This window comes from Arthrobacter sp. B2060 (genome assembly GCF_059090445.1).
Genome location: NZ_JBNHFR010000006.1, coordinates 42,366 through 68,257, shown reverse-complemented (window position 1 = coordinate 68,257; position 25,892 = coordinate 42,366). Strand labels below are relative to the sequence as shown.

Here is a 25,892-nt window from a genome sequence, read left to right as displayed (position 1 = left end):
GATGTCTGAGCAGCCCGCCCCCAGCCCCACTCCCGGCCGAACCCCCGGCACCGCCGGTTCCGCCGGAGACAACACCGCCGTTTCCGAAAGTCCGCTGCCCGCCGAGATTGCCTCTGCGCTGAAGCGGGACGGCGCCGGCCTGGTGGCCGCGATCGTGCAGCAGCACGACACCAACGAGGTGCTCATGCTCGGCTGGATGGACGATGAAGCCCTCAAACGCACCATGACCACTGGGCGCGTGACCTTTTACTCCCGGTCCCGCCAGGAGTACTGGCGCAAGGGGGACACCTCGGGCCACGTGCAGTGGGTCAAGTCGGTGGCCATGGACTGTGACGGCGATGCCCTGCTGGTGCGCGTCGACCAGGTAGGCGCCGCGTGCCACACCGGAACGCGCACGTGCTTCGACGGCCGCGACCTCGAGGTCGTGCCCGGATCAGCCGGATAGCCGCGTTCCGCTGAACAGGTCTATCGAATTAGGCACCACCCCAGAAAAGACGGAGAACCAATAGCCATGCAGGACCTCGGAATCATTAGCCCGAGCCTGGAAGAATTCCGGGAACTCGCCGGCCACAGCCGTGTCATCCCCGTCCGGCTCAAGGTCTTGGCCGACGCCGAAACCCCCATCGGCCTCTACCGGAAACTCGCGCAGGGCCAGCCCGGCACCTTCCTAATGGAGTCGGCGGCCGTCGGCGGCGCCTGGTCCCGCTATTCGTTCATCGGTGCACGGTCCCGCGCCACGCTAACCACCAAGGACGGCGAGGCTTACTGGCTTGGCCAGCCGCCGGCGGGGGTTCCCGTGGACGGCAACCCCGTGGACGCCATCCGGGACACCGTGGCCGCCCTCCGCACGGAACGTTTCGACGGACTGCCGCCCTTCACGTCGGGACTCGTTGGCTTCCTCGGCTGGGAGACCGTCCGGCACTGGGAACGGCTCACCAGCCCTCCCGAGGACGATCTTCAGCTTCCCGAAATGGCCCTGAACCTCGTCACGGACATGGCCGTCCATGACAACATGGACGGCACCGTTCTGCTGATCGCCAACGCCATCAACTTCGACAACAGCCCCGACCGCGTGGACGAGGCTTGGCAGGACGCGGTGGCCCGCGTGAAGGAACTGCTGGCCCGCATCAGTACCCCGGTGACCCAGCCGGTGTCTGTGCTGGAGCCCGCAGCCCTCGATTTCGCATCCAGTGTCCAGGAACGCTGGGACGAACCGGAGTACCTTGCCGCCCTTGACCGCGGCAAGGAGGCGATCGTGGACGGGGAAGTCTTCCAGGTGGTGATTTCCCGCCGCTTCGAAATGGAGTGCGGGGCGTCCCCGCTGGACGTCTACCGGGTGCTCCGCAACACGAACCCCAGCCCCTACATGTACATCTTCAGCCTCGAGGATGCGGACGGCCGGGAGTATTCGATCGTCGGCTCGTCGCCCGAGGCGCTGGTCACCGTCACCGGAGATGATGTCATCACCCACCCGATCGCGGGTTCCCGCCCGCGCGGCAAGACCGTGGAAGCGGACAAGGCCCTCGCCGAGGAACTCCTCGCGGACCAGAAGGAACGCGCCGAGCACCTGATGCTGGTGGACCTGTCCCGCAACGATCTGTCCAAGGTCTGCGTAGCGGGATCGGTGGACGTCACGCAGTTCATGGAGGTGGAGCGGTTCAGCCACATCATGCACCTGGTCTCCACCGTCGTCGGACAGCTTGCCCCCACGGCCAAGGCGTACGACGTCCTGAAGGCCACGTTCCCGGCCGGAACACTCTCGGGCGCCCCGAAGCCGCGTGCCCTGCGCCTGCTCGATGAGCTGGAGCCCCACCGCCGCGGAATCTACGGCGGCGTGGTGGGCTACCTGGACTTCGCCGGGGACATGGACATGGCCATCGCCATCCGCTCGGCACTGCTGCGCGAAGGCCGGGCGTATGTGCAGGCCGGCGGTGGCATCGTTGCGGACTCGGTCAACCCGACCGAGGCACTGGAAACGGTGAACAAAGCAGCTGCTCCGCTGCGCGCCGTGCACACCGCGGGCTCGCTCCACAACATCACGCCCGAATCGGTTGCCACGGCAGAGGCTGCTGCACGCAAGCCCGCTGCCCCCCAGGCCGCGGCAGGACCGAACGCCGGAGCAGAAACCGGAACAGAGTCCTGATGGCGGTTCCGGCAGGTTCGGCCACCCCGGCCAAAGCCCGCAGCAGCGCCCCGGCGTGGGCCCGGAAATCCACCGTGGTCCTGCTGATCGCCGTGCTGGCGCTGGCAGTTTTCGGCGCCACCACGCAGACCTGGCTCACCGTCCATCAGGATCCGCAGCAGCTGGGACAGACCTCTGCCGTCCAGGACGGACTCGAAGTCCAGGGGAGCAAGGCGGCCACTACGGTGACGGCGCTTGCGCTCGTCGCACTGGCCGGCGGGCTGGCGGCTTCCATCGCCGGCAGGATCGCCCGCTGGGTTATCACGGCCATCATCGTGCTGGCGGCCGTGGGCATCGTCGCGGCCGCGGCGACCGTGCTCGCCGACCCGCTTGCGGCTGCCCAAGGGTCCATCGCCGCCGCTACGGGTGTTTCGGGGAGCACAGCGGACGTGAGCGTTACGGCGTTCCCCGTCCTCGCCGTCGTCGCCGGGTCCCTCCTGGCACTGGGCGGACTGCTGGTCATTCCCGCGGGAAGGCACTGGAAGATCCGCACTAAATACGACACCACGGCACCCGGAACACCGGCAGCGAAGGCAGGCCCGGTGGACGAGATCGACAGCTGGGACCGGCTCTCCCGCGGTGACGATCCCACCTGAGCGCGGAGGCCCCGAGGCACGCGGCGGAGCTGCCGATGCCTAAGGCCGCGCCAAAAAATGGCAGAATGTAAGCAGTATTGATCCTGAGGAGATTCACATGAGCAAAGCCACTGTTTCCGGCACCCAGCCAGCGGCCGGAAAGACCGGAAAGACCCACCACGGCATCGATCACAGCATCGACCTGGGCCACGGCAACAGCCCGGCCGCATGGACCTGCGTGATCGTCATGCTGATCGGTGCCCTCATCGCCTCCATCGCGTTCGTCATCGCCAACTCCCCGATCTTCTGGGCGGGCATCGCTGTCATGTTCGTCGGCCTCCTCGCCGGCTACATCATGCGCAAGGCGGGTTACGGCGTGGGCGGCAGCAAGATTAAGAACACCGGCCACTGACCGTGACGGTTCTCGATGACATCAATGCCGGTGTCAGGGAGGACATGGAGGCCCGCAAGCGCCTTGTGTCCCTCGCGGAACTGAAGGACCGCGCCCTGGCGGCCGCTCCGGCGCGTGACGCCTGGGCAGCCCTGGGCGGTCCGTCCGCAACCCGCGACCAGCTCAAGGTCATCGCGGAAATCAAGCGCCGCAGCCCCTCCAAGGGCGACCTCGCGAGCATCGTGGACCCGGCGTCGCTGGCGGAACAGTATGCCGACGGCGGTGCCGCCGTGATCAGCGTGCTCACCGAACAGCGCCGCTTCAACGGCTCCCTCGCGGACCTGGACGCGGTCCGCGCCCGCGTGGACGTCCCGCTGCTCCGCAAGGACTTCACGCTGGACGAGTACCAGATCTGGGAGGCCCGCGCCCACGGCGCGGACCTCATCCTGCTGATCGTGGCGGTCCTGTCCGACCAGCAGTTGCGCGAGTTCAGTGCCCTCAGCAGCGAGCTCGGCATGAACGTCCTGGTGGAAACGCACACGCCGGAGGAAGTTGAACGCGCCGTGGCGGCAGATGCCCGCATCATCGGCGTCAACGTACGCAACCTCAAGACGCTCGACGTCGACCGGTCTGTTTTCGGCAGCCTGGCCGGAAGCATTCCGGCCGGGGCCGTCGTGGTGGCCGAGTCGGGCGTCCGGAATGCCGACGACGTCACACACTTCGCGGCGCACGGCGCCAACGCCATCCTCGTGGGAGAGGCGCTGGTCAGCGACGCCACACCGCGTGAACGAATTGCGGAGTTCACCGCAGCCGGCGCAGCGGCGATCGCTGCCCGCGTCTGAACCCCGCCTAAATCCACGGCGCCATCCCGCAGCTGCCACAGGCAGCTGCGGACGGGATGCCGCCTGACATCAATCAGTGAAAAGTGAACAGGATGGTGAGACTGATGGCCGAAGCGCCGACAGCCGGCTCTGATGAAGGCTCGGTGGATGCGTTCCTGCAGGGAGGCACATCGCTGCGTCACGCCCCGGGACCCTACTTCGGCTCGTACGGCGGCCGATGGATGCCCGAGTCTCTGATCGCTGCCCTGGACGAGCTTGAGGACACCTTCGAGAAGGCCAAGGCCGACCCCGAATTCACCGCGCAGATCGCGGAGCTGAACAAGAACTACTCCGGCAGGCCCTCGCTCCTGACCGAAGCCAAGCGGTTCGCCGAGCATGCCGGCGGAGTGCGGATCTTCCTTAAGCGCGAAGACCTGAACCACACCGGCTCGCACAAGATCAACAACGTGCTGGGCCAGGCGCTCCTCGCCAAGCGCATGGGCAAGACCCGCGTCATTGCCGAGACCGGTGCCGGCCAGCACGGCGTGGCCAGCGCTACCGCCGCAGCACTGCTCGGCCTCGAGTGCGTGGTGTACATGGGCGCCGAGGACTGCCGCCGCCAGGCCCTGAACGTGGCCCGGATGGAGCTCCTCGGGGCCACCGTGATCCCGGTGACCAACGGCTCCCAGACACTCAAGGACGCCATCAACGAGGCCCTGCGCGACTGGGTGGCAAACGTCGGACACACCCACTACCTGCTGGGCACGGCTGCCGGTGCGCACCCCTTCCCGGCAATGGTCCGCTACTTCCACGAGGTCATCGGTGAGGAGGCCCGCGCGCAGATCCTTGAGCAGGCCGGCCGCCTGCCGGATGCCGTCTGCGCATGTATCGGCGGAGGCTCCAACGCCATCGGCATCTTCCACGGCTTCCTGGATGACCCCTCGGTCAAAATCTACGGCTTCGAGGCAGGCGGCGACGGTGTGGACACCGGCCGGCACGCAGCCACCATCACGCTCGGCAAGCCCGGCGTACTGCACGGCGCCCGGTCGTACCTCATGCAGGATGACGACGGGCAGACGATCGAGTCCCACTCCATCTCCGCAGGCCTGGACTACCCGGGCGTCGGACCGGAACACTCCTACCTCGCAGACATCGGACGGGTCAGCTACGAGCCCATCACCGACAGTGAAGCCATGGACGCCTTCCGGCTCCTCTGCCGCACTGAGGGCATCATTCCCGCGATCGAGTCTTCCCACGCGCTGGCAGGTGCCATCAAGGTGGGCCAGCGGCTGGCAGAAGAGAGCGGAACCGGAGAAGCGAGCGACAAGATCGTGATCGTGAACCTGTCCGGCCGGGGCGATAAGGACGTGGCAACAGCAGCCGAATGGTTCGACCTCCTGGACAAGAATTCCGCAGAGGCAACCATCGGCAAGGAAGGGGAACAGCTGTGAGCACCGCGCAGATGACCAGCAAATCCGCAATCGCCATCGACAAGGCCCGCGCAGAAGGACGGGCGGCCCTCATCGGCTACCTGCCCGCCGGCTTTCCCACCGTCGAGGAGACCATCGCGGCAGGCATAGCCCTGGCCCGCAACGGCGCCGACCTCATTGAGATCGGCATTCCCTACTCCGACCCTGTGATGGACGGCCCGGTAATCCAGGCCGCCACCACCGAGGCGCTGGCCAAGGGCTTCGCCGTCCGCCAGGTCTTTGACGTGGTCGCGGGCATCACGGCGGAAACCGACGTTGCCGTCCTGGTCATGACCTACTGGAACCCTGTGCTCCGGATGGGCGTGGATGAATTCTCCCGCCGCCTGGCCGAAGCCGGGGGAGCGGGCCTCATTACGCCGGACCTCATTCCGGACGAGGCTGCCGAGTGGATGGAAGCCTCCGACAAGTACGGGCTGGACCGCGTGTTCCTCGTAGCGCCGTCCTCCTCGACCGAACGCATGCGGCGCACGGTCGAAGCCAGCCGGGGCTTCGTCTACGCAGTCTCCATCATGGGCGTCACCGGTGCCCGGTCTTCGGTCAGCGCCGCGGCCGAGGGAGTCGTGGCTGCGGCCAAGGACGCCGGCGCCGAGCGTGTATGCGTGGGCCTCGGAGTATCAAACGCGGAGCACGTCGCGGAAATCGCCGCCTATGCCGACGGCGTGATCGTGGGAACCGCCCTCGTCGCCGCCATCCGCGACGGCGGCGCGGATGCCGTGGCCAGCCTCACCAGAGACCTCAGCACCGGACTGACCAGGAAGTAGCCCTCCACCATGCAGATGTTCCACTCCGCGGCCGCCCTGCTACCGGCAAACATTGTTCCGGCGAACATGATTCCGGCCAGCATTCCGAGCCCGGACTGGTCCGGCTTCGACATTCCGCTGCCGTGGGGCTCGCTGCGCATCCACGCCTACGCCCTGTGCATCCTCGCGGGCATCATCGTCGGCCTCTGGCTCACGTCTGTGCGGTGGGCGAAGCGCGGGGCTCCGGAGGGCAGCGTGTGGGACATCGTCATTTGGGCCATACCGTTCGGCATCATCGGCGGGCGGCTCTACCACGTGTTTTCGTCCCCGGACGCCTACTTCGGCCCGGGCTTCGACGGCACGGGCGACCTCTCGCTGATCCCGCAGATCCAGCGCGGCGGCCTCGGAATCTGGGGCGCTGTTGTGCTGGGTGTTTTCGGTGCCTGGATCGGCTGCCGCCGGGCCGGGGTGAAGCTGACGGCCTTCCTGGACGCGGCGGCGCCGGGACTGCTTCTCGCGCAGGCCGTGGGCCGGTGGGGCAACTACTTCAACCAGGAGCTTTTCGGTGGCCCCACCACCCTGCCGTGGGGCCTCCAGGTGGACGCGGACAACGCGAACTTCCCGTCCGGCTACGCCGCGGACACCCTGTTCCACCCCACGTTCCTCTATGAATCCCTGTGGAACATCGCGGGCGTGCTTATTCTGCTGGCCCTGGACCGGCGCTTCCACTTCCGCCGCGGCCGGCTCTTCTGGCTGTACGCCATGTATTACACACTGGGCCGCGTATGGATCGAAGCGATGCGGATTGACGACGCCGAACAGATCAGCCTCTTCGGCATCACCACACGGCTCAATGTCTGGACCAGCATCTTCGTGTTCGTCGCCGCGCTGGCAGTGTTCATCGTGCTGGGGCTGCGCAAGAAGGCGGATGACGAAAACGTCTACCTTCCCGGCCGCGAGCCCGCCGCTGCACCGGCCGCTGAGGAAGCAGCCGCCGCTGAGGCGGCTGCCGGAACCGAAAAAACGGACGACGTCGGGAGCTCGCCAGGGCAGGCAGGGAAGCCGGCAAGCGGCCGCCGCTCCGCCGTCGATTCGGTCCGTGATACGGACTCCACTGTCTCAAATAGTGACTCGCATGGTAATCTCCCTGATAACCAAAACGGTCCAGGCCACTCTTCTGCCCCAACAGAAGCAGTGCCGGCGCCAAGTGGCGGCAACACGCCCGCCACGGACTCGCCGGACACCGGAAAATCCGGTGCAACAGCCACCGGAACCGTGCCGAAAGCTGACGGCACCCGCTAGTTCAGCTCAGGCAACCAGGGCAGCCAGAGCCACCGCTTGGAGCGCCCAAGACCACAACGTCGTGGTATCAGGGCCCCTGCCGGTCAGCATAGAGCTGCTAGCCGGTCAAGCCCGGGCCGGGAGCCTGCGTAACTGTTAGTCCAGCAGTCCTCCCTGCCCTACAATTTCCAGTAATTAACACTTTGTTGTGCCCATCACACCGGCGCTCTGAGTGGGGCCAACGTTGTCCCTTCCATACGCACGATCAGGAGGAAGGACGTCTCCCATGACCCAAACTCTTCACAGCCCCAGCTGGTCTGAACCGAACCAGCCAGACGCCGCCATGTCGCCGTTCAAGCGGTTCGCGGCGCTCCCGGAGGCGTCCGGGCTATACAACCCGGAGCAGGAGAAGGACGCCTGCGGTCTTGCGATTATCGCCACGCTGCGCGGGGAACCCGGCTACGACATCGTTGACGCCGCACTGACGGCCCTGCGCAACCTTGAGCACCGCGGCGCCGTGGGCGCTGATGAGGGAACGGGCGACGGCGCCGGCCTGCTGATGCAGGTGCCGGACGAGTTCTTCCGGGCCGTCACCGAATTCGAACTCCCCGCACCCGGGCAGTACGTCGTGGGCACCGCCTTCCTCCCCGCCGAGCAGCGCGAAGCCGATGCCGCCAAGGCAGGCATTGAAGGCCTCGCTGCCGACGAGGGCCTCACCGTCCTCGGCTGGCGCGAAGTGCCCGTCGTGGCCGACCTCGTCGGCGCCATGGCCCGCGCCTGCATGCCGTACTTCTCCCAGCCGTTCTTCGCCTCCGCCACGGGCGAGCAGCTTGACCGCAACGAACTGGACTCCCGGGCCTGGCGTATCCGCAAGCGTGCCCAGAACAAGTTCGGCGTGTACTTCCCGTCGCTGTCCTCCCGGACCATCGTCTACAAGGGCATGCTGACCACGGCCCAGCTGGAGCCGTTCTACCCGGACCTCTCCGACAAGCGCTTCAAGACCAAGCTGGCGATCGTCCACTCGCGCTTCTCCACCAACACCTTCCCGTCCTGGCCGCTGGCCCAGCCGTTCCGCACCATCGCCCACAACGGTGAAATCAACACCGTGAAGGGCAACCGGAACTGGATGCGCGCCCGCCAGTCGCAGCTGGCCAACCCGCTGCTGGGCGATTCCCCGGAGGAGCTTTTCCCCATCTGCACCCCCGGTGCATCGGACTCCGCGTCCTTCGACGAAGTGGCCGAGCTGCTCTGGCTTTCCGGCCGCCCCATCACGCATTCGATCATGATGATGATCCCCGAGGCGTGGGAAAACCATGCCACCATGGATCCGGCACGCCGCGCGTTTTACGAGTACCACTCCCTGCTGATGGAGCCGTGGGACGGGCCCGCCGCCGTTTCGTTCACCGACGGCAACCTGGTCGGCGCCACGCTGGACCGCAACGGCCTGCGCCCGGGCCGGTACTGGATCACGGAAGAGGGCCTTGTTGTCTTTGCCTCCGAGGTCGGCGTCATCGACGTCGAAGCCTCCAAGGTGGTTAAGAAGGGCCGTGTGTCCCCGGGCAAGATGTTCCTCGTGGACACCGAAGCCGGCCGGATCATCGACGATGAAGAGGTTAAGGCCGAAGTCGCCGCGGCGAACCCCTGGGCCGAATGGGTCAAGGACAACCTGATCGACCTCAACGAGCTCCCGGAGCGCGAGCACGTGGTGCACACGGCAGCGTCCGTGAACATCCGCCAGCGGACGTTCGGCTACACCACGGAAGAGCTCAAGATCCTGCTCGGCCCCATGGCCCGCACCGGCGCCGAGCCGCTGGGCGCCATGGGCTCCGATACTCCGGTGGCCGTGCTGTCCAAGCGCCCCCGCCTGCTGTTCGACTACTTCGTGCAGTCCTTCGCGCAGGTCACCAACCCGCCGCTGGACGCCATCCGCGAAGAGCTGGTCACCTCGCTGACGTGCGCCATCGGTCCCAACGGCAACCTGCTCGACACCAAGCAGGTCCGCCAGCCGCAGGTCTCCCTGCCGTTCCCGGTCATCAACAACGACCAGTTGGCCAAGATCGCCAACATCGAGGACGCCGACGGCAACCGCGTGGCCATGAAAGTCCGCGGCCTGTACCGCCCGGAGGGCGGCGAAAACGCCCTGCGCGCCCGCCTCACCGAGATCTGCGAGCAGGTGTCCGGCGCCATCAACCGCGGCGTGCAGTACGTGGTGCTGTCAGACCGTGACTCCAACGCCCAGTGGGCACCGATTCCTTCGCTGCTGCTGGTCAGCGCCGTGCACCACCACCTGCTGCGCAGCGCCAACCGCACCAAGACCGCGCTCGTGGTCGAAGCGGGAGACGTCCGCGAGACGCACCACGTCGCCGTGCTCGTGGGCTACGGCGCCTCGGCCGTCAACCCGTACCTGGCCATGGAATCCGTGGAGCAGCTGATCGCCGCTGGCGACGTCACCGGGGTGACCCCGCAGGACGGCGTGTACAACCTGATCAAGGGCCTGGGCAAGGGCGTCCTGAAGATCATGTCCAAGATGGGCATCTCCACGGTGGCCTCGTACACCGGCGCCCAGACCTTCGAAGCACTTGGCCTCGGTCAGGAGCTCGTGGACGAGTTCTTCGCCGGCACGCACTCCCAGCTGGGCGGCGTCGGCCTGGACGTCATCGCGGCCGAGGTATCGGCCCGGCACCAGATGGCCTACCCCGAGGGCGGCATCGAGCAGCCCCACCGCCCCCTGCTCGGCGGCGGCGAGTACCAGTGGCGCCGCGACGGCGAGCCGCACCTCTTCAACCCGGAGACCGTCTTCCGGCTGCAGCACGCCACGCGTGAGCGCCGCTACGACATCTTCAAGGCCTACACCAAGGGCGTGGACGACCAGTCCGAGAACCTGATGACCCTGCGCGGGCTCCTCAAGTTCAAGGACGGCCTCCGCCCCGCCGTGCCGCTCGAGGAAGTGGAGCCGGTCTCCAGCATCGTCAAGCGGTTCTCCACGGGCGCCATGAGCTACGGCTCCATCTCCAAGGAAGCCCACGAGACACTCGCCATCGCGATGAACCGGCTGGGCGGCAAGTCCAACACCGGAGAAGGCGGCGAGGACATTGACCGTCTCCTGGATCCCGAGCGCCGCTCTGCCGTCAAGCAGATCGCGTCCGGCCGCTTCGGTGTCACCAGCCTGTACCTGAGCAACGCGGACGACATCCAGATCAAGATGGCCCAGGGCGCCAAGCCCGGCGAAGGCGGCCAGCTGATGGCCCAGAAGGTGTACCCCTGGGTTGCCCGCACACGCCACTCGACCCCCGGCGTCGGACTCATTTCCCCGCCCCCGCACCACGACATCTACTCGATCGAGGACCTCGCGCAGCTCATCTACGATGCGAAGCGTGCCAACCCCTCGGCCCGGGTACACGTCAAGCTCGTCTCCGAGGTGGGCATCGGCACAGTTGCCGCCGGTGTGACCAAGGCGAAGGCCGACGTCGTGCTCGTTTCCGGTCACGACGGCGGAACCGGCGCCTCGCCGCTGAACTCGCTCAAGCACGCCGGTGTCCCGTGGGAGCTGGGTCTCGCAGAGACCCAGCAGACCCTGATGCTCAACGGCCTGCGCGACCGCGTGGTGGTGCAGGTGGACGGCCAGCTCAAGACCGGCCGCGACGTCGTGATCGCCGCGCTGCTCGGAGGCGAGGAATTCGGCTTCGCCACGGCACCGCTGGTGGTGGAAGGCTGCATCATGATGCGCGTCTGCCACCTGGACACCTGCCCGGTCGGTGTGGCCACGCAGAACCCCGAGCTGCGCGCCCGCTTCAGCGGCAAGCCCGAGTTCGTGGTCAACTTCTTCGAGTTCCTTGCAGAGGAGGTCCGCGAAATCCTTGCGGAACTCGGCTTCCGGAGCATTGAAGAAGCCATCGGACACGCCGAAATGCTGGACACCCGCGAGGCGATCAATCACTGGAAGGCCGAAGGCCTGGACCTCGACCCCATCCTGCACGGCCTGGAGTTCGACGACGACGCGCCGCTGCGCAACCTCACCGGCCAGAACCACGAGCTGGACAAGCACTTTGACCAGCGGCTCATCACGATGGCTGCCGAGGCGCTGACCGACCGTGCACCGGTGAAGATCGCCGTGGACGTCATCAACACGGACCGTTCGGTGGGCACCATGCTGGGCCACGTGGTCACCAAGACCTTCGGCACGGACTTCCTCGCGACGGACACGATCGACGTCACGCTGACCGGCACCGCCGGCCAGTCCCTGGGCGCCTTCCTGCCTGCCGGCATCACGCTGCGCATGTACGGCGATTCCAACGACTACGTGGGCAAGGGCCTGTCCGGCGGACGGATCATCGTCCGCCCGGACCGCACCAACGTATTCCAGGCCGAGAGCAACGTGATCGCCGGCAACGTGATCGGCTACGGCGCCACGAGCGGCGAGCTGTTCCTGCGCGGCCAGGTGGGCGAACGCTTCCTGGTCCGCAACTCGGGCGCCACGGCGGTTGTCGAAGGCATCGGCGACCACGGCTGCGAATACATGACCGGCGGGCAGACGCTGATCATCGGACGGACCGGACGCAACTTCGGTGCCGGCATGTCCGGTGGTACGGCCTACGTCCTGGACCTCGACAGCACCCGGGTCAACAAGCAGGCACTGGAATCCGGTGAGCTCCAGCTCCGCGACCTGGACGCCGAGGATCGTGACATCGTGCATGGCCTCCTCGTCAAGCACGTCGAAGAGACTGACTCCCAGCTGGCCGTGCGACTGCTCGAGAACTTCGATGACACCGCTGCCCGCATTACCAAGGTGCTGCCGCGTGACTACGCGGCTGTGCTGCAAACCCGTCTCGACGCCATCGAAGAGGGCCTGGACCCCGACGGCGAAGAAGTTTGGTCTCGAATCCTGGAGGTGACCGGTGGCTGACCCACGCGGATTTCTGAAAGTACGCCAGCGTGAAACCCAGCCACGCCGCCCCGTTCCCGTCCGCATCATGGACTGGAAGGAAGTCTATGAGGCCCAGGAAAAGGGTGTCCTCAAGAGCCAGGCGGGCCGCTGCATGGACTGCGGCGTGCCCTTCTGCCACCAGGGCTGCCCGCTCGGGAACCTGATTCCCGAGTGGAACGACCTCATGTGGCGCGACAAGGGCGAGGAAGCGATTGAGCGGCTGCACGCCACCAACAACTTCCCTGAGTGGACCGGCCGTCTGTGCCCGGCCCCCTGCGAGGCGTCCTGCGTGCTGGGCATCAACCAGCCGGCCGTGACCATCAAGCAGGTCGAGGTCTCCATCATCGACGAGGCCTTCGACAACGGCTGGGTCAACCCGCTGCCCCCGGCGCGTCTGACCGGCAAGACGGTCGCCGTCGTCGGTTCCGGCCCGGCAGGCCTTGCCGTCGCCCAGCAGCTGACCCGCGTGGGCCACACGGTCGCCGTGTATGAACGCGACGACAAGATCGGCGGCCTGCTGCGGTACGGCATCCCCGACTTCAAGATGGAGAAAGAGCAGGTGGACCGCCGGCTCGAGCAGATGAAGGCCGAGGGCACCCGCTTCCGCACAGGCGTCGCCGTCGGTACAGACGTGACGTGGGAGCAGCTGCGCCGCCGTTACGACGCCGTGGTTATCGCCACCGGCGCCACGGTTCCGCGCGACCTGAAGGTCCCGGGGCGCGAGCTCGACGGCGTCCACTTCGCGATGGACTACCTCGTTCCAGCCAACCGTGTGGTGGCGGGGGAGCAGATCGAAAACCAGATCCACGCCAAGGGCAAGCACGTCGTGATCCTCGGCGGCGGCGACACCGGTGCCGACTGCCTGGGCACGGCGCACCGCCATGGCGCCGCCTCGGTGACCACCCTGGCTATCGGCAAGCAGCCTCCGGCGGAGCGCGCCGGCCACCAGCCGTGGCCGACCTTCCCGACGCTCTTCGAAATGGCCAGCGCCCACGAGGAAGGCGGTGTCCGCACCTACCTCGCCTCCACGGTGGAGTTCGTCGGCGAAAACGGCAAGCTGACCGGCGTAAAGGTTGCCGAAACCGAGTTCGTTGACGGCAAGCGGCTGCCCAAGGCCGGCACCGAGCGGATCATCCCCGCCGACCTGGTGTTCCTGTCCCTGGGGTTCACCGGCGCCGAGCCCGCCGGCATCACCGAACAGGTCCACGCCGAGTTTGACGGTCGCGGCAACGTGTCCCGCGACGGCTACTACATGACCAACACCGAGGGCGTGTTCGTGGCCGGCGATGCCGGCCGCGGCCAGTCCCTGATCGTGTGGGCCATTGCCGAAGGGCGCGCCGCAGCCGCGGCAGTGGACAAGTACCTCATGGGGAGCACGATTCTGCCCGCTCCCGTTGCACCGACGGACCGCGCCATCGCCGTCCTCTAGTTATGCCTCGGAGGGGAACGTTCACCTCCACGACAACTTAACCAATGCAAGAGACCAATAGGGTAGGTATATGAGACGCGCAAAAATTGTGGCCACCTTCGGACCGGCCATTGCCAGCTATGAAAACACCCTCGCGGTGCTCGAGGCCGGCGTTGACGTAGCCCGAATGAACATGAGCCACGGCGATTACTCCGTGCACGACAACACCTATGAGAACGTCCGTAAGGCAGCTTCGGACCTGGGCAAGGCCGTGGCCATCATGGCCGACCTCCAGGGCCCGAAGATCCGGCTCGGCCGTTTTGTGGACGGCCCGCACGAACTCGCCGTCGGTGACATCTTCACGATCACCACCGAAGACGTGCCCGGCACCAAGGAGATCTGCTCCACCACGCTGAAGAGCCTCACCGAGGACGTCAACGTGGGCGACGCACTCCTGATCGACGACGGCAAGGTTGCACTGCGCGCCATCGAGGTGGACGACGTCAAGGTTGTCGCCGAAGTGACTGTTGGTGGCATGGTGTCCAACAACAAGGGCATCAACCTGCCCGGCGTCGCCGTGAACGTCCCTGCCCTGAGCGAGAAGGATGAGGACGACCTCCGCTGGGCCATCCGCCGCGGGGTCGACCTCGTTGCGCTCTCCTTCGTTCGTGACGCCACCGACATCAAGCGCGTCCACGAGATCATGGATGAAGAAGGCCGCCGCGTTCCGGTGATCGCCAAGATCGAGAAGCCGCAGGCCGTGGACCAGCTCCACGAAATCATCGACGCGTTCGACGCCATCATGGTGGCCCGTGGCGACCTCGGTGTGGAGCTTCCGCTGGAAGAAGTGCCGATCGTGCAGAAGCGTGCCATCGAACTGGCGCGCCGCTGGGCCAAGCCCGTTATCGTGGCCACCCAGGTTCTTGAGTCGATGATCGACAACCCGCGGCCCACCCGTGCGGAGGCTTCCGACTGCGCCAACGCCGTGCTCGACGGCGCCGATGCAGTGATGCTCTCCGGCGAGACCAGCGTCGGCAAGTACCCGATCGAGACGGTCAAGGTCATGGCCCGGATCATCGAGTCCACCGAAGAGCACGGCCTGGAGCGCGTCCCCCCGCTGGGCACCAAGCCCAAGACCCGCGGTGGCGCCATCACCCGTGCCGCCGTCGAAATTGCCGACCAGCTGGACGCCAAGTACATCTGTACGTTCACGCAGTCCGGCGACTCCGCGCGCCGTCTGTCCCGCCTCCGCCCGATCAAGCCGGTCTTCGCGTTCACTCCGGTGGAGCAGGTGTGGAACCAGCTGGCACTCACCTGGGGCATCCAGCCCCAGCTCGTCGCCATGGTGGGCCACACGGATGAAATGACGGCCCAGGTGGACCGCAGCCTGCTGGACATGGGGCTCGTGGAAGACGGCGACCTGGTGGTCATCGCAGCCGGTTCCCCTCCCGGAAAGGCCGGTTCGACCAACTCGCTGAAGGTACACAAGGTGGGCGACCTCGCCGACACCGCGCGCATTGGCGAAGGTACCCGCGAAAAGCTCGGCCCGTGGCCGGAAAAGAAGAAGAAGAGCTAGGCCGCAGCAGCTGCTGAGCAGCTGAAGCGACAAAGGGAGGCTCCCCGCCACGTGTGAACGCGGTGGGGACCCTCCCTTTCTTGTTTGCTGTAGGGCTGAAAAAAGAGGAGGATCCCTGCCGTCTGGCGGGGATCCTCCTCTGATTGCTTCTTCGGTGTTAGTTGACCTGGTTGATGATGGTCTCGGCGACTTCGCGCATGCTCAGGCGGCGGTCCATGGAGGTCTTCTGGATCCAGCGGAAGGCTTCCGGTTCCGTCAGGCCCATCTTGGTGGTCAGCAGGCTCTTGGCGCGCTCCACGAGCTTGCGGGTGGCGAACTGCTCCTGCAGGTCCGTGACCTCGCTTTCCAGGGCCTTGATTTCCTCGTGGCGGGAGAGGGCAATCTCCAGGGCGGGGATGAGGTCTGCCGGGGTGAAGGGTTTGACGACGTAGGCCATGGCGCCGGCGTCGCGGGCGCGCTCCACGAGTTCCTTCTGGCTGAAGGCGGTCAGGAGGACCACAGGGGCGATGCGTGCCTTGACGATCTTCTCTGCAGCAGAGATGCCGTCCATGACGGGCATCTTGACGTCCATGAGGACGAGGTCCGGCTTGAGCTCCTCGGCCAGCTGCACGGCCTTCTCGCCGTTGTCTGCTTCGCCGATAACGTCGTAGCCTTCGCCGCGCAGGATTTCGATTATGTCCAGGCGGATGAGGGTTTCGTCTTCAGCCACAATGACGCGGCGCGCCGGCTGGGACGTGGTGTTTGACTCCGTCGGTTCTGACACGGGATCTCCTTGAAAAGGTACGGCGGGACTATGACTATCTTAGTTGGGACCCGCGGCTGTACTTGGATCTACATGGCTTGTTGCGGCGGCGCTGGCGCGATTCTGGACTTTAGCCTATCTGCATGTAGAGTAATTCCGCGCACTGGAAGTGGCTGCGTTGCTCACAATCATGCTGTGGGCCTACGATTGTTACTCCGTGTACTCCGCGCCCGAGTGGCGGAATTGGCAGACGCGCCGCACTCAAAATGCGGTATCGAAAGGTGTGTGGGTTCGAGTCCCACCTCGGGCACAGTGTTTTCGCAGGTCAGGGGCCCTTTTGGGCCTCTGAGTGTGCACATTTTGTTCACTTGTGGGCCCCTTCGGGGGCCTTTTTCATTGGTGGCCGGTGGTGTGGCTGGTTGCCTCCTTGCCTTCCTGGGTGGACGGGTTGTTGTTCGTTACCAGTTCATGGGCGTTCATGGCTCTGCCAACATGACTCGGGAAAAAATTTGGTGCGGGTTTCTTTGGCGCATCGTTGGGTGTTCACCAGGTTCCTCCTGCTGGGCTTCGCTGGCTGTTCGTCTTCTACATGGTGGGCGCGGGGGGAGGGCGACATGACTTGCGCCCAACCGGTAGGGAACCGGCGTCCCCGGACGCCCACAGGCTGTCCGATAGCGCCCGACGGCGAGGCAAATATTGGCCTACGTGCCGTGATGAACCGAAACGGAAGACTGCTGCCTGGCTGGTCTTTCATACCTGTTCATTGCCAGCCTGCTGAATGACTGTATGACCGAACGGTGAGACGCCGAACCCAACTGGCCATGAGCTAGATGTACCCAGCCATCAGGTTGGTGACAGTCGCGTGATCGGGGCGGCCCTGATGGCGGCGTGGATGCGCTCAGTGTTGTACTAGTTCAGCCACGGGTCAAGTGCCGCGGCTCGTTCGCTGTTGCTGGCAAATGGTTTGGCGTAGGCCCATTCTGTGGGCAGTGTCCGGTTGAAACGTTCGATCTTGCCGTTGGTCCAGGGGCAGTGGGGTTTAATGAACCGCTGTTGGGCGCCGAGCTGTGCGGCGGCGGCCTTGAAAGCGGCGGACTTCCGGTAGGCGAATGCGTTGTCGGTGATGACGCGTTGAATTTTCCTGATGCCCTGCGTTTGGAAGAACGCGGCGGCTCTGAGGAGGAAGACGGCCGCGGTACCGCCTTTTTCGTCCGGATGGATCTCGGCGTAGGCCAGCCGGGTGTGGTCATCGATGACTGCATGGATGTAGTCGAATCCGATGCCGCGTCCGCGGACCTCCTCCGATCGGCCAAGGGCGCGCCAGCCCCCGCCGTCAGGGATCCGTCCGAGTTTCTTGACGTCCACGTGGATCAGCTCGCCTGGGGACTGGCGTTCGTAACGGATCGCCGTTGACCGTGTGGCCCGGATGACCGTCCCGGCGACGGGGTCGCAGCCGGCCAGAGGCGGCAGACCGCGTCTGGCCAGAATCCGGGAGATGGTTCGTTCGGGGACGCCGGTGGCATGGCTCAACCGCGCCGGCCCCCACCGCAACTCCGTCCTGGCCGCGATGACAGCGTCCTCCCGCTAGGGGCTGGTCCTCGACGGGATCCGGTGAGGACGGCTGGACCTGTCGAGAAGACCGGCCTCAGCCTCCGCACGGAACCGCTTCACCCAGCGGTGGGCGCATTGCCGGGAAACGCCCAGCTCCTTCGCGACGTGCGCAACCGGCCGATGATCACCGACCACTCTTTCAACGAGAAGAAATCTCCCATGAACGGTCAGACGGGCATTAGCGTGGGACATGAGGACCTCCGTGGGCGTGAAGATGTCAGATACCTCCACTAAGCCCCGGGACCCTCCTCACTGCAAGACCGATGTCACCAACGTCATGGCCGAGTACAGTTAGCGCGCGCATGGCTGATGGGGGAGGTGACGCGGTTGGTGGGTTGGACGGAGCTGCCGCCGTAGATGAATTCGGCGTTGATTGCGCTGGTCTCAGTGGAACTGACGGGAAGCGCGGTTTCGTGGCCGGGTTCGCCGTCGTAGGGGGAAGGTGTCGTCGCCGGCGAAGAACCTGTCGCGGATGGTGATGCTTTGTTCGGCGAGGACTCCGCGGTGAGAGCGGCATTGCTGCCAGCTTGCGGTTTGGGCTGCCCCGGGTGGCAGGTTTCGCTGGTGTAGACGGCGAAAGAAGATGGACGTGGCGCCTGGATGTCGCTGGTGAGGTAATGGGCGACGGTGCGTGCGTGGGGAAGTTCCTGTCCGCTCTGTCGGGGGAGACCGATCCGCAGGGTTGCGCCGATGTTGTTCTCGTTCAGGAAAGTTTTCGCTTCCGGGGCCGGCGGGGTAGCGCCCTGGTTGCGTGAAGGACCCCCAGCGATCATGGGACATATCAGAATGACAAACAGCGATGATGCTTCCACTCATTCATCGGAGCATGGGGATAAGGCAGCATGACTTCTGAGGGAATGAATCATTAGGTCAAAGGGATTCCAGGTGGCGAGTCCCGCGACGGCAAGAAGGTGATGCCGGCTTAGGGATCGCGGAGATGAGAGCCGCTTGTGTCTCAAACTGACACGGTTGGATTGCAGCCCCGGGACGGATGCTTTTCTTGTCCCAAACATTTGGTAAGTGAGTTGATTCTAATGATGAGCAGAAAGATGGCCCAACTGCGTTACCTGCAACGGCAGGTCGTATTCTCTCACAGCCCGACGAGGTCGACGGGTGTGGTCAATCCCTCTGCGCGAGCGGAGGATCCTGCCAATTCGACTCCGCACTCAGCCGATGCATACGGCGCCGGTGCGCCGCAGAGGGAATTGGCCATATCATCGCGGACCTAGATTCGATGAACGTCCGACGATCGGGAAATCCGCGCTAATTTCCTTACTTCCGTTGCTATTCAAGGTGGAATTATGAAAGTCAGAACGTCTGTTCGGCGCAGAACAGGAACCATCCAAGCGGATTGGCGCGAACTGCAATCCGGGGAGCGTGTGTACATCCTCAAAAACTCACAGGTTATTTCGGCAGGCCAGGTAGAGGAAGTCTCGGACAGTGGCCGCGTTCTATGGATTTCGAATTCTTCGTCCAGAACTGAGTTTTATACCATGTCTGAGGGAATTTCGGTGCAAAGGAAGTAGCGGTGTCAGCTGCTCGAAGATACCGTGGGCCACGTGTCATTGGACCGCGCCGACGATGAAGTCGGTCTCTCTCAAATTTAGAAACTCCTGAAGGAGAAGTGATAACCCCGATGGCAAAAGCCTGCAATAAGCAGTGGGACGCTGTTTCCCCATGTGACGCTGTAGAAGTGCGTTTAAACGGAACGTTTGTGCAGAACGGAATCGTTGATGATCGTACTTCCGACGGCGCATTCGTATGGCTCTTCGACAGTATCGGAGAGCGGAAAATGCTGCATGAACACGACGGGTACGATCTGGTGCGGATTGATCCGTAGCCCCGGCCTCGCTGCCTGGCCGCGGCATGCCGCGTGAGGGGAAGACGGAACCTCTCACGCCGGGAGGTCCATCTCGAGCAGTGTCCGGGATATCATGACCGCCCGGTCGCTGAGTCTTTCCAGCTCGTTGTCGTCAGGCTCGGGTGACGCCCAACGTGTGGCACCCTCCAAAAGTGTCATGACAACTTTGACCCGCTCCTCCGCCTCGGGAACACCCATGTCCCTGGCAGCGGCCACATACATGTTCTGGTGCAGTTGTACCCAGTCATCCACTTGGGCCCGGACGTCTTTGGGCAAAACTCCCGCCATTCTGTCTGTGGCGACCAGCAGATCCCAAAGGTTGCTTTCAGGGAGCCGCACTTGCCGGGTGAAATGCAGTCGCACCATGGCATCCCAAAACTCATCTGCATCCCCGGCATCGCCTACGGCTTGCAGAAGGGCGACGCCAAAGCGATGGAAGTGCCACCGCAAGGATTCCGCAACAATCTCGTCCCTTCCGCCTGGAAAGTGCGAGTAGAGGCTTGGTGCTTTGATGTTGACGGCGTTGGCGATCGTCCTCATGGACACGGAGTTGAAACCGTTAGCGATGGCAAGCTTGAGGAAGGCCTCAAGGATGTTTTGGCGGGCAGCTTTCTGGCCGGCCCAATTCCACTCTTTCAGTCGCAGCTCGAAAGCTTCGCTGGCGGCTTCGTAGGACCTGTCGCTCATAATGCCTCATCCTAACAGCCGTTAGCCATCGCAGCCTGAATCAACTCTTCCCTAACGTCTGTTAGTTAGCTAAACTGGTAGCGGCACGCAGCAGCGCCGCTGCGGTTGCCTTTGGAATGATCGAGCGGGAAGAGCAAAGCAAATGGGCACCGAAAAAACGAGCCTGGGGGCCTCTCGGAACAACACCATCATCCTCGGAAGCGGACTTTCGGGAATGGTTGCGGCATACATCAGCGCAAAGGCAAGGGAAGACAACGCCGCCATGAACGAGGACTGGCGTGCCCAGCAGGCATTCCGTCCCATGTTGCCCAGACGGCGCAACCGGACAAGCCGTCCTGGCGGTACCGGAGCCACCCTGGCGTCCTGAGTTTCCTTCACATCCAGAAAGAACCTGTCCCATGTCTGCAGAAGTACTGTCCCCGTGGCCGCATGAGTCGCTGCGTGAAACAGACCGCCTCCGCGAATTGTTCCTGATGCAACCCCACGCGGACCTTAGCGGAATCCGGCCGATAGTTGCGCGTTCCTGGTACAGAAGCCGTGCGGCTGGTGTCGACGCGGTTGCCGACCGTGGAATTTATGACGAAGGCCGGGTTGACGAATACACGATTGCGGCGGCTGGTCCGCATCTGCAGAAGCTGGACGAAGTTGCAGCGGACCTGGGTGGCTACGTCAACCTCACAGCCCCTAACGGCGTGCTGGTGAAGGCCAGCTTCCTCCGCGATGACGGCTTCCCGGCTGGATATTCGTTGCTGGAGGAAAGTTGCGGCAGCAACGGTGAAGGGTTGGCGCTCGAAGAAGGCCGCGGCGTTTGGCTGGCCCCAGAGGAACACTTCCGCGAGGACATGCGCGGCAATTGGTGCTTCGCCTCCCTGGTGCGGGATCCTTTCCACAATCGCGTCCGCGCCGTCATCGGGCTGACACTCCCGGCCAACCGGGTTACCACCCTTGAACCTTCCTCCACGCTGCTGATGCTTGAGGGTGTCGCCTCTCGCATCGAACGCGACATCGAGGTCCGGACTTCATCGAAGGAACGGGCCCTCCTGAATGAGTATCTGAGAATCTCGCGGAGACGGGGCAACCGTGCGGTCATTGCTGTTGACGGGAAGAACTCCCTCCAGAACGCATCCGCCACAGCCACTTTGGTGGACAGCGACTTCTCGATCATTTCCGGCTACGCCAAGGCAGTGATGTCCTCCGGCCGTGACATGAACTGCGAGGCCATGCTGCAGGGGCCGGGGTTGTCCACACTGGAGATCTCCCCGGTGACCCTCTCGTCTGCGAATGTGGGGGCAATCGTTGTGGTCCGGCCCCACTCGCCGGCCAAGGAGCGGGCCGTCACCGCCGCAAGTGCGCCTCTGACTTTGGAATCTTCCCCGCAGGGAACTGCTGAGCGCCTAATGAAGCACGTGGACGGGACGAGCACGGAATTCAAGCGCACCCTAAACATGGCCCGCAAGGCTGTGGACCAGGACAGGTCCGTTGTTTTGATCGGTGAACTGGGCAGCGGAAAACTCCGCCTGGCCAGTGCCATCGCATCACTGCGGGGTGGCCACATGGCGGTTGACGCCCGTAGCGGAGCACTCAGGAACCCCAACTTCCGGGATGTGCTGCACCGGGTGGCTACCGAACTCCCTGCCACGCTGATCATCGAGCACGCCGATGAACTTTCGCAGAACGAAGCCGGCGAGATCGCACGTAATTTGCGTGGCAATCCCACCACTAAGCTGATCCTCACCATTGCGCGGCCCACGGACGCCACCTTGCTGCTCTCCGAAGCGTTCGATGTCCTGGAAATCTCAGTGGCGCCCCTCCGCAACAGGCGTGAAGACATCCCCCAGCTGGCTAACGCAATCGCGGAGGAACTCGGGCAGCGGAGGCTTTCCCGCAGGCTCATCACCACACTCACACATGCTGACTGGCCACGGAACATCGACCAGCTCCGGGCTGTGGTCTCCAACGCCGTGGAACGGGCCCAAGGCGCAGAAGTCACTGTGGACGACCTGCCACAGGGTTTCCACCGTGTTCTGACAAAGGGCCGGCTTTCACGGCTGGAAGATGCAGAACTGAGTGAGCTGCGCACTGCCCTCCAGGAGGCCAAAGGCAACCGAAGCCTCGCAGCGGAAACACTGCAAATCGGCCGTTCTACCCTGTACCGGCGCATGGACTACTTCCGCAGCCGCGGCTTCGACCTCTGATCCCCGCACGATAATACCCGCCCGTTTGCAGCAGCCGGCCATCCAAATGATGGTCGGCTCCTGCCTGCTGTCGCGCAGGTCTGCCGAGTGGGACGTGTCCCACCACGGTGTCTCGATCTGGCACGGATGGACGCTCCCATATCGCGTTGTACTTGGAATTACCCGAACACCGGCACCCGTCCCATGGAGTGTCCGGCAGCGAACGAGGGTACGACACGAACAGGACGACAGACTATGACCCGCGATGCCCAGGGAACCATTCTTGTGGCCCCTCACCATTTTCCGAACCTGGACCGCGAGCACGCGCTCGCGGAGGAGTTCGGTTACACACTCAACCCCGCGGCAGACACCGACGCCTTCCGTGAAGGGCTTCCCGAAGCCGACATTGTGATGATTACCCCCTATGCAAAGCTCACCGCAGCTGATTTCCCCGTGATGTCGAAGTGCAGGGCGGTTATCCGTTACGGAATCGGCTACGACAACATCGATGTTGCCGCCGCCACGGAGGCTGGCATCCCAGTCTCGATTGTCCCGGGAACCGCGTCAGAGGAAGTGGCCTCCCACGCATTCGCCATGGGACTGGCGCTGGCCCGTCGCCTGCCTGCCGGTGATGCCTCCATTCGGAACCTCGGCTGGGCCGGGACCATCGGCTACGACACGCCGGTGCTCTCCGAGCTTGAGGTCGGGGTGCTTGGAATGGGACGCATCGGTCAGCACGTCGCCCGGATGTATTCGGCCGTGGGAGCCCGTGTCCGGGCCTACGATCCCTTCGTCACGGACAGCTTCGTGGAGATGACCGGGCTCGACGACATCCTGGAGAACTCCGACGTCGTCTCGCTGCACCTGCCGCTGAACCAGGACACGGCGGACCTCCTCTCCGGAGATGTCCTGGCCCGTATGCGGAAGGGTGCAGTGGTGGTCAATGTGTCGCGCGGCGGCCTTATCGATGAAGCTGCGCTCGCTGCAGCACTGACCTCCGGACACATCGCCGGCGCAGGCATCGACACTTTCGCTGAAGAGCCGTTGCGGGAGGGACATCCGCTGCGTTCGGCGCCCAACTCCATCCTCACTCCGCACATCGCCTGGCGTTCCAACCGGTCAACGGGGGCCCTGCAGGACGGCGCTGTGGAGCGGGTCCGCCTTGCGCTGACCGGGCAGCCGCTCATCGACCTCGTGAACTGAAAAGACTGGAGAAACCCCAATTGGCAACATCCAACCATCTGGAAAATACTGCGGATCTGCAGCATCCCGCGGAGGATCCCCATCTGCGCCGCGGGCCACGCGGTTTCCCGCTGCTGCCCGGCGGCTATGGGCGCTCAACGTACTACACGGGAGCTCCCAGCCCATATGCGATCCGCGGCGAGGGCTACCGCGTATGGGACGACCGTGGCCGTGAACTGATCGACGCGAACAACAACTTCACCTCCCTGATTCACGGCAACGCGCACCCGGAGATCACGGAAGCCGCCACCAAGGCCCTCACCACCGGAGCCAGCTGGGGCATCCCGAACCTCTACGAATGGGAACTTGCTGAACTCCTGCTGCACCGCCTCCCTGATCTGGACCAGGTCCGCTTTGCGAACTCCGGCACCGAAGCGGTCATGTCCGCGATCCGCATCGCACGGGCCAGCACCGGCCGTGAACGAGTCATCGTCACCAAGGGCGGCTACCACGGGACATCCGAGGTCGCCCTGGTACCAGGTGGACCGGCCTACCAGCGCGGCCTGACACGCGGCGTGATCGACGACGTCACTGCGGTGCCGCTGAACGACGTCGAGTTCCTGCGCCAGGCGGTAGAGGCCGCCCCGGACGCCTACGCCGCCATCATCCTCGACCTGCTGCCCAACCGCGCAGGGCTCCGGCACATTTCGGAGGACTTCGTCCGCAGCGCACGCGAACTTGCAACGCGCCACGGCATCGTCCTGATCATCGACGAGGTCATTAGCCTCCGCCTCGGATACAACGGCTTCAGCGGTCAATACGGGGTTTCCCCCGACCTGCTGACCACCGGCAAGCTTATCGGAGGCGGCTTCCCCGTTGGCGCAGTCTGCGGCAAGGCCGAGCTCATGGCCGAGGTGGATCCGACCCGTCAGGGCAGCCTCCCGCACGGCGGCACCTTCTCCGGCAACCCGGTCAGCATGGCTGCCGGTGCTGTCGCCCTGCGCCTCTATAACGAAGAGGAAGTAAAGCGGCTGAATCACTTGGGCGATACCGCCCGCGACATGGTCAACGCCAGGATCGCTGAGGCGGGCTGGGAAGTTCGCGGACGTGGCTCTTTGCTCCGCGCGGTTCCTGCCGGTGCTGAGAAAGTTGACGAGCAGACGCAGCACAAGCTGTGGTGGGCGTCCTACGAGCGGGGGCTGCTCGGATCTCCCGCAAACCTGTTGTCCCTTTCCACGCCCATGGACGGAAAAGTGACCGAAGACATCGCTGACCGGCTGGCCGACGCCGTCCTGGCAGTCGCGGCACAGTCCCCAGCAACAGAAGGCGGCAAGTAACCATGAAGCTCGTTTCCTATGACCACGAATCCGGCGTCCGCGGAGGTGTCCTCATCGAAGACTCGGTCTACGATCTGGAACTGCTCCTGCAGGGCTCAAGCGGGGCAGTCAACGGGGCAACATCCTCCGTCCGGGAGTTCCTAAAGCTCTACGGCGACCGCCTCGATGCCATCTCAGCCGAAGCCGCCGAGGCCGCGGCCCAGGACCCGGAAGCCCGCGTGGGTGCCCGCTCCGAGATCCGCCTGACAATGCCCGTGCCTAACCCATCCAAGGTGCTTTGCATCGGGCTGAACTATAAGGACCACGTTGCCGAAACGGGCCGTGCGGTCCCCGAGTACCCGGACGTTTTCGCCAAATTCGACTCCACCATGGTTGGTCCCGAGGAGGAGATCGGCGGCGCCAGGGTCAGCGAAAACCTCGACTTCGAAGGTGAGGTGGCCGTAGTGATGGGGCGCCGTGCCAGCGAAGTAACGGAAGATGAAGCCCTCGAGTACGTCGCAGGCCTGGCCCCGCTGAACGATGTCACGGCACGTGATCTCCAGTATCGCGGGACCCAGTGGCTTGCGGGTAAGGCTGTTGACGGTTCAACTCCTTGGGGTCCGGCATTGGTGACGCTGGATGAGGTGGGAGACCCGCAGACACTGGACTTGGTGACGCGGGTGAACGGCATTGAAGTGCAGCGCTCCAACACCCGTTACCAGATCTTCTCCATCGCCCGCATCGTCTCCTACCTGTCGGGCTTCCTCACTCTGGAGCCCGGAGACGTCATTGCCACAGGTACCCCGGAAGGCATCGGCGCCAAGCGGAACCCTCCCGTCTGGCTTGAGCCGGGCGACACGGTAGAAATCGAGATCGACAAAGTAGGGCTGCTCCGCAACCGCGTCGGCAAGCCCCAGCTCTAACCCCTGCA

At 64.6% G+C, this 25,892-nt stretch carries 20 protein-coding genes, 1 tRNA gene and 1 pseudogene; 18 read left to right on the top strand and 4 right to left on the bottom strand.

What is annotated here, in order from left to right:
* The first annotated feature begins 1 nt into the window (after position 1).
* The 11 genes from hisI (at position 2) to pyk (ending at position 15,388) form a co-directional block, all read left to right on the top strand.
* Positions 2 to 445 carry a phosphoribosyl-AMP cyclohydrolase gene (gene hisI, locus AC5RUM_RS12355; protein WP_494035201.1) on the top strand — a complete coding sequence of 148 codons (444 nt, stop codon included), beginning with the start codon at positions 2 to 4 and terminating at the stop codon, positions 443 to 445.
* 66 nt (positions 446 to 511) lie between these two features.
* Complete coding sequence (locus AC5RUM_RS12350; protein ID WP_494035200.1) at positions 512 to 2,143, top strand: anthranilate synthase component I; 1,632 nt, start codon at positions 512 to 514, stop codon at positions 2,141 to 2,143.
* Positions 2,143 to 2,778: a Trp biosynthesis-associated membrane protein gene (locus tag AC5RUM_RS12345; RefSeq protein ID WP_494035199.1), complete on the top strand. Its 636-nt coding sequence runs from the start codon at positions 2,143 to 2,145 to the stop codon at positions 2,776 to 2,778. Before AC5RUM_RS12350 ends, AC5RUM_RS12345 begins: the two co-directional genes overlap by 1 nt.
* 97 nt (positions 2,779 to 2,875) lie before the next feature.
* On the top strand, positions 2,876 to 3,169 hold the full coding sequence (locus tag AC5RUM_RS12340) for an HGxxPAAW family protein (RefSeq protein WP_494035198.1): 294 nt from the start codon (positions 2,876 to 2,878) through the stop codon (positions 3,167 to 3,169).
* A 2-nt stretch (positions 3,170 to 3,171) separates the two neighbouring features.
* The gene (gene trpC / locus AC5RUM_RS12335; protein ID WP_494035197.1) at positions 3,172 to 3,990 is read left to right on the top strand and encodes an indole-3-glycerol phosphate synthase TrpC; all 819 of its coding nucleotides are present in this window, start codon (positions 3,172 to 3,174) and stop codon (positions 3,988 to 3,990) included.
* Positions 3,991 to 4,094: 104 nt separating this feature from the next.
* Positions 4,095 to 5,420, top strand: coding sequence for a tryptophan synthase subunit beta (gene trpB, locus AC5RUM_RS12330; RefSeq protein WP_494035338.1), 1,326 nt, complete (start codon positions 4,095 to 4,097; stop codon positions 5,418 to 5,420).
* Positions 5,421 to 5,431: 11 nt separating this feature from the next.
* Positions 5,432 to 6,220, top strand: coding sequence for a tryptophan synthase subunit alpha (trpA, locus tag AC5RUM_RS12325; protein WP_494035337.1), 789 nt, complete (start codon positions 5,432 to 5,434; stop codon positions 6,218 to 6,220).
* A 9-nt stretch (positions 6,221 to 6,229) separates the two neighbouring features.
* On the top strand, positions 6,230 to 7,501 hold the full coding sequence (gene lgt, locus AC5RUM_RS12320) for a prolipoprotein diacylglyceryl transferase (protein WP_494035196.1): 1,272 nt from the start codon (positions 6,230 to 6,232) through the stop codon (positions 7,499 to 7,501).
* A 265-nt stretch (positions 7,502 to 7,766) separates the two neighbouring features.
* Positions 7,767 to 12,383: a glutamate synthase large subunit gene (gene gltB, locus AC5RUM_RS12315; protein ID WP_494035195.1), complete on the top strand. Its 4,617-nt coding sequence runs from the start codon at positions 7,767 to 7,769 to the stop codon at positions 12,381 to 12,383.
* Positions 12,376 to 13,833: a glutamate synthase subunit beta gene (locus AC5RUM_RS12310; protein ID WP_494035194.1), complete on the top strand. Its 1,458-nt coding sequence runs from the start codon at positions 12,376 to 12,378 to the stop codon at positions 13,831 to 13,833. Before gltB ends, AC5RUM_RS12310 begins: the two co-directional genes overlap by 8 nt.
* Before the next feature lie 70 nt (positions 13,834 to 13,903).
* Positions 13,904 to 15,388 (top strand): pyruvate kinase, encoded by a 1,485-nt coding sequence (gene pyk, locus AC5RUM_RS12305; RefSeq protein ID WP_494035193.1) that lies wholly within the window; start codon positions 13,904 to 13,906, stop codon positions 15,386 to 15,388.
* A gap of 157 nt (positions 15,389 to 15,545) precedes the next feature.
* On the opposite strand, the gene AC5RUM_RS12300 is transcribed toward pyk, so the two are convergent.
* On the bottom strand, positions 15,546 to 16,151 hold the full coding sequence (locus tag AC5RUM_RS12300) for an ANTAR domain-containing response regulator (RefSeq protein WP_400579511.1): 606 nt from the start codon (positions 16,149 to 16,151) through the stop codon (positions 15,546 to 15,548).
* Positions 16,152 to 16,358: 207 nt separating this feature from the next.
* Between AC5RUM_RS12300 and AC5RUM_RS12295 the strand changes: the two genes are divergently transcribed.
* A tRNA-Leu gene (locus tag AC5RUM_RS12295) sits at positions 16,359 to 16,440 on the top strand.
* Between the two features lie 533 nt (positions 16,441 to 16,973).
* On the opposite strand, the pseudogene AC5RUM_RS12290 reads toward AC5RUM_RS12295, so the two are convergent.
* Positions 16,974 to 17,933, bottom strand: a pseudogene (locus tag AC5RUM_RS12290) (IS481 family transposase).
* Positions 17,934 to 18,016: 83 nt separating this feature from the next.
* Entirely contained in the window at positions 18,017 to 18,514 is a 498-nt protein-coding gene (locus tag AC5RUM_RS12285; RefSeq protein WP_494035192.1) for a hypothetical protein, read from the bottom strand.
* A gap of 851 nt (positions 18,515 to 19,365) precedes the next feature.
* Between AC5RUM_RS12285 and AC5RUM_RS12280 the strand changes: the two genes are divergently transcribed.
* Complete coding sequence (locus AC5RUM_RS12280) at positions 19,366 to 19,581, top strand: hypothetical protein (RefSeq protein ID WP_494035191.1); 216 nt, start codon at positions 19,366 to 19,368, stop codon at positions 19,579 to 19,581.
* 54 nt (positions 19,582 to 19,635) lie between these two features.
* On the opposite strand, the gene AC5RUM_RS12275 is transcribed toward AC5RUM_RS12280, so the two are convergent.
* Positions 19,636 to 20,289, bottom strand: coding sequence for a TetR/AcrR family transcriptional regulator (locus AC5RUM_RS12275; protein WP_494035190.1), 654 nt, complete (start codon positions 20,287 to 20,289; stop codon positions 19,636 to 19,638).
* Positions 20,290 to 20,431: 142 nt separating this feature from the next.
* Here AC5RUM_RS12275 and AC5RUM_RS12270 point away from each other — a divergent pair, with 142 nt between their 5' ends.
* From AC5RUM_RS12270 to AC5RUM_RS12250, 5 genes are all read left to right on the top strand, one after another.
* The gene (locus AC5RUM_RS12270; RefSeq protein ID WP_494035189.1) at positions 20,432 to 20,656 is read left to right on the top strand and encodes a hypothetical protein; all 225 of its coding nucleotides are present in this window, start codon (positions 20,432 to 20,434) and stop codon (positions 20,654 to 20,656) included.
* Positions 20,657 to 20,687: 31 nt separating this feature from the next.
* A complete protein-coding gene (locus AC5RUM_RS12265; RefSeq protein WP_494035188.1) occupies positions 20,688 to 22,484 on the top strand; it encodes a sigma-54-dependent Fis family transcriptional regulator in 1,797 nt (598 codons plus the stop codon).
* 234 nt (positions 22,485 to 22,718) lie between these two features.
* On the top strand, positions 22,719 to 23,666 hold the full coding sequence (locus AC5RUM_RS12260; protein WP_494035187.1) for a C-terminal binding protein: 948 nt from the start codon (positions 22,719 to 22,721) through the stop codon (positions 23,664 to 23,666).
* Between the two features lie 20 nt (positions 23,667 to 23,686).
* The gene (locus AC5RUM_RS12255; RefSeq protein WP_494035186.1) at positions 23,687 to 24,982 is read left to right on the top strand and encodes an aspartate aminotransferase family protein; all 1,296 of its coding nucleotides are present in this window, start codon (positions 23,687 to 23,689) and stop codon (positions 24,980 to 24,982) included.
* A gap of 2 nt (positions 24,983 to 24,984) precedes the next feature.
* A complete protein-coding gene (locus AC5RUM_RS12250) occupies positions 24,985 to 25,884 on the top strand; it encodes a fumarylacetoacetate hydrolase family protein (protein ID WP_494035185.1) in 900 nt (299 codons plus the stop codon).
* Positions 25,885 to 25,892: the final 8 nt, after the last annotated feature.